The following is a 2,852-nucleotide window of genomic DNA, read 5'->3' on the forward strand; positions in this document are numbered from 1 at the left end:
GTCATGGAGAGGTCGCTGCTGGTCGCGATCGCGTTCGCATTCTTCGGCGCCGGGATGGTGACCCTGGCCACCTGCTCGCGGATGGTGTTCGCGATGTCGCGCGACGCACGTTTTCCTGCTTACCGACTGATGCGTCGGGTCAACCCGCGCACGCAGACACCCATTCCGGCGACCATCCTGATCGTCGTCGTGGGGGTCGTCCTCATGGCCGTGCTGCCGGGTGGCGCCCTGCTGGAGTTGCTCACGGTGGGGACGGTCATCTCGGCAGTTCTCTACGGCGCGATAATCGTCCTCTACCTTGCGGTGCGGAGGCGACTGGATCGGAAGGCGGGTGCGTTCGATCTCGGGCGCTTCGAGTTGCCGGTCGCGATCAGCGCGCTGGTGTGGTCGGCTGTCGTGCTGTTCGTGATCGTCTCGCCCTCGAGTGCTTTGACCTCGATCCTGATTGCGGTCGGCTTGCTCCTCGCGGGCGGGTTGTACTTCGCGTACCTGTTGATTTTCAAACGCGAGGTACTGGACACCGAGCCGGGAGACGCCGATGTCTTCTCGCACTGACCGAGAGATGAACCCCCTGACTACCACCACCATGCTCACCGGTGATGTCGTGCGTGCCGGCGATTCCGGCTACGAGGCGGCGCGGGTGGGCTGGAACCGCCTGCATTCCCGCTATCCCGAGGCGATTGTGTTCTGCTGTGACACGCAGGACGTGGTCAACGCGGTCCGCTGGGCTCGCGAGGAAGGCATCGCCCTGCGTGCCCGCAGCGGTCGCCACAGCCTCGAGGGCTGGTCGTCGATCGACGGCGGGCTGGTCGTCGACGTCAGTCGGATGAAGAGCATCGTGATCGACGAAGCGGCGCGCACGGCGACGGTCGGGACGGGGCTGACGCAGCAGGAGACGGTCGCGGCCCTCGGGCAACACGGCTTCGTCGTTCCGACCGGCTCCGAGGGCGGCGTCGGTCTCGGTGGCGTGATTCTCGGGGGTGGCTTCGGACTACTGACCCGCAGTATGGGTATGGCGTGCGACAACCTGCTTGCCGCGGAGGTGGTGGTGGCCGACGGCGCGCGCTCGGCGAAGGTCGTGGAGGCCACCGAGCACAACAACTCCGACCTGCTGTGGGCGTGCCGTGGCGGGGGCGGCGGCAACTTCGGGATTGCGACGTCCTACACGTTGAGGCTGCACGAGCTCTCGAACGTCACATTCCTCGTCGCGAGGTGGACCGGTCACGACCACCTGGGCGCCCTGCTTCGCGGGTGGCAGCGCGACGCGCCGGTCGCCGACGACCGGCTGACCAGCGCGCTGGAGGTCGATTCCACCGCGGTCGAGCTGTCTGCACTGATGTACGGCGGTGCGCGGCGGGACCTCGAGGACCAACTTCGGTCGCTGCTGGCGATCGGCAATCCCGACGTGACCGTGACGGAGGGCCCCTGGCCGTCCGTGTACGGCGACGTCGACAGGGGGCCGAACGACGTCTTCCTCTGGAAGTTCTACTCGCAGTTCGTCACCCAACCTTTCCCCGATGAGGCGATCGATCTGATCGTCCACTACATGGCCAACACGCCCAGCCCGCCGAGCAATTTCTTCTGCTCGAGCTTCGGCGGTGCCGTCCGGCACGCTCCGCCTGGTGGGTCCGCGTTCCCGCACCGCGACGCGCTGTTCTACTGCGAGCCGGGCGCCGCCTGGAACGACCCCGCCCTGAACTCCACGGCACTGGGCTGGGCGGCCGACTTCTGGCGGGCGCTGCGCCCCTACGGCGACGGTGCCTACGTCAACGTGCCCAACGCCGCCGCGTCGGACTGGGAACGCGAGTACTACGGATCGCACCGCGAGCGGCTGCGCGAGGTCAAGGCCACCTACGACCCGGAGAACGTGTTCGGCTTCGAACAGAGCGTGCCCCCTGTCGCCGGTTGACCCGTCCCGAGTCCTACGCTGGGGCGATGGCGGTCAACCGGAGTCGCAGGGCCAGGGGCGCCCGTAAACGCAAGCGTCGGATGGAGAGTGTCGAGCACGACCTCACCGCCGAGCAGTGGAGTGCGCTCACCGAGGCGTGGGGTGGCTGCGCATACTGCGGCGCGACCGACAAGCCGTTGCAACGCGACTGCGTGCAGGCGCTGTCCCGCGGCGGGCGTTACACCCTCGACAACATCGCCCCGGCCTGCGGCTCGTGCAACGCCAGTAAGTGCAACGACGAGGTCACCGGCTGGCTGCGGCGCAAGCGGCTCGACGAGCGCGCCTTCCTGTTGCGTCACATCGAAATCAAGACAGCGCTCGCGCTGCGATTCCCCACACCCCCGGACACCGAACTCGAAGCGCCGGAAACCACTGCCCCGTGAAGACCGGGCCCGCTACTTGGTGCCGAAGAGACGGTCGCCTGCGTCCCCGATGCCGGGCAGGATGTAGCCGTGCTCGTCGAGTTGGCGGTCGACGGCGGCGGTGTAGATCGGGACGTCGGGATGCGCCTTGTGCAGGGCGGCAACGCCTTCGGGGCAGGTCAGCAGGCAGACGAACTTGATGGACTTGGGGCCGCATTCCTTCAGTCGCTCCACCGCCGCCACGGCCGAGTTGCCGGTGGCAAGCATCGGGTCGATCACCACCACGTCGCGCTCCTGCAGATCGCCGGGCATCTTGAAGTAGTACTCCACAGCTCCGAGGGTCTTGGGATCGCGGTAGAGACCGATATGGCCGACGCGCGCGCCCGGCACAATTGTCAGCATGCCGTCCAGGATGCCGGTGCCCGCGCGCAGAATGGAGACGAAGACCAGCTTCTTACCGTCGATGACCTTTCCGGTGGTGGATTCCAGCGGTGTCTCGACGTCGATCTCCTGCATCGGGATGTCGCGGAGGACCTCGTACG

General features: G+C 67.1%; 4 protein-coding genes. 3 read left to right on the forward strand and 1 reads right to left on the reverse strand.

Annotated features, from left to right (window positions below; genetic code table 11):
- From AC1D1G_RS43835 to AC1D1G_RS43845, 3 genes are all read left to right on the forward strand, one after another.
- The coding region (locus AC1D1G_RS43835; RefSeq protein ID WP_477956778.1) for an amino acid permease at positions 1–555 on the forward strand (555 nt) is incomplete at its 5' end.
- On the forward strand, positions 539–1,909 hold the full coding sequence (locus AC1D1G_RS43840) for an FAD-binding oxidoreductase (RefSeq protein ID WP_477956779.1): 1,371 nt from the start codon (positions 539–541) through the stop codon (positions 1,907–1,909). The genes AC1D1G_RS43835 and AC1D1G_RS43840, both read left to right, overlap by 17 nt.
- A gap of 80 nt (positions 1,910–1,989) precedes the next feature.
- Entirely contained in the window at positions 1,990–2,331 is a 342-nt protein-coding gene (locus tag AC1D1G_RS43845) for an HNH endonuclease (RefSeq protein WP_280784274.1), read from the forward strand.
- A gap of 12 nt (positions 2,332–2,343) precedes the next feature.
- On the opposite strand, the gene upp is transcribed toward AC1D1G_RS43845, so the two are convergent.
- On the reverse strand, positions 2,344–2,852 hold a 509-nt coding region (upp, locus tag AC1D1G_RS43850; protein ID WP_477956780.1), incomplete at its 5' end, for a uracil phosphoribosyltransferase.

This window comes from Rhodococcus sp. P3_B8, assembly GCF_056402775.1.

Bases quoted from the DNA above. Each gene is read 5' to 3' on its own strand.
- AC1D1G_RS43840 (WP_477956779.1), top strand. From the start codon at position 539: ATGTCTTCTCGCACTGACCGAGAGATGAACCCCCTGACTACCACCACC.
- AC1D1G_RS43845 (WP_280784274.1), top strand. From the start codon at position 1,990: ATGGAGAGTGTCGAGCACGACCTCACCGCCGAGCAGTGGAGTGCGCTC.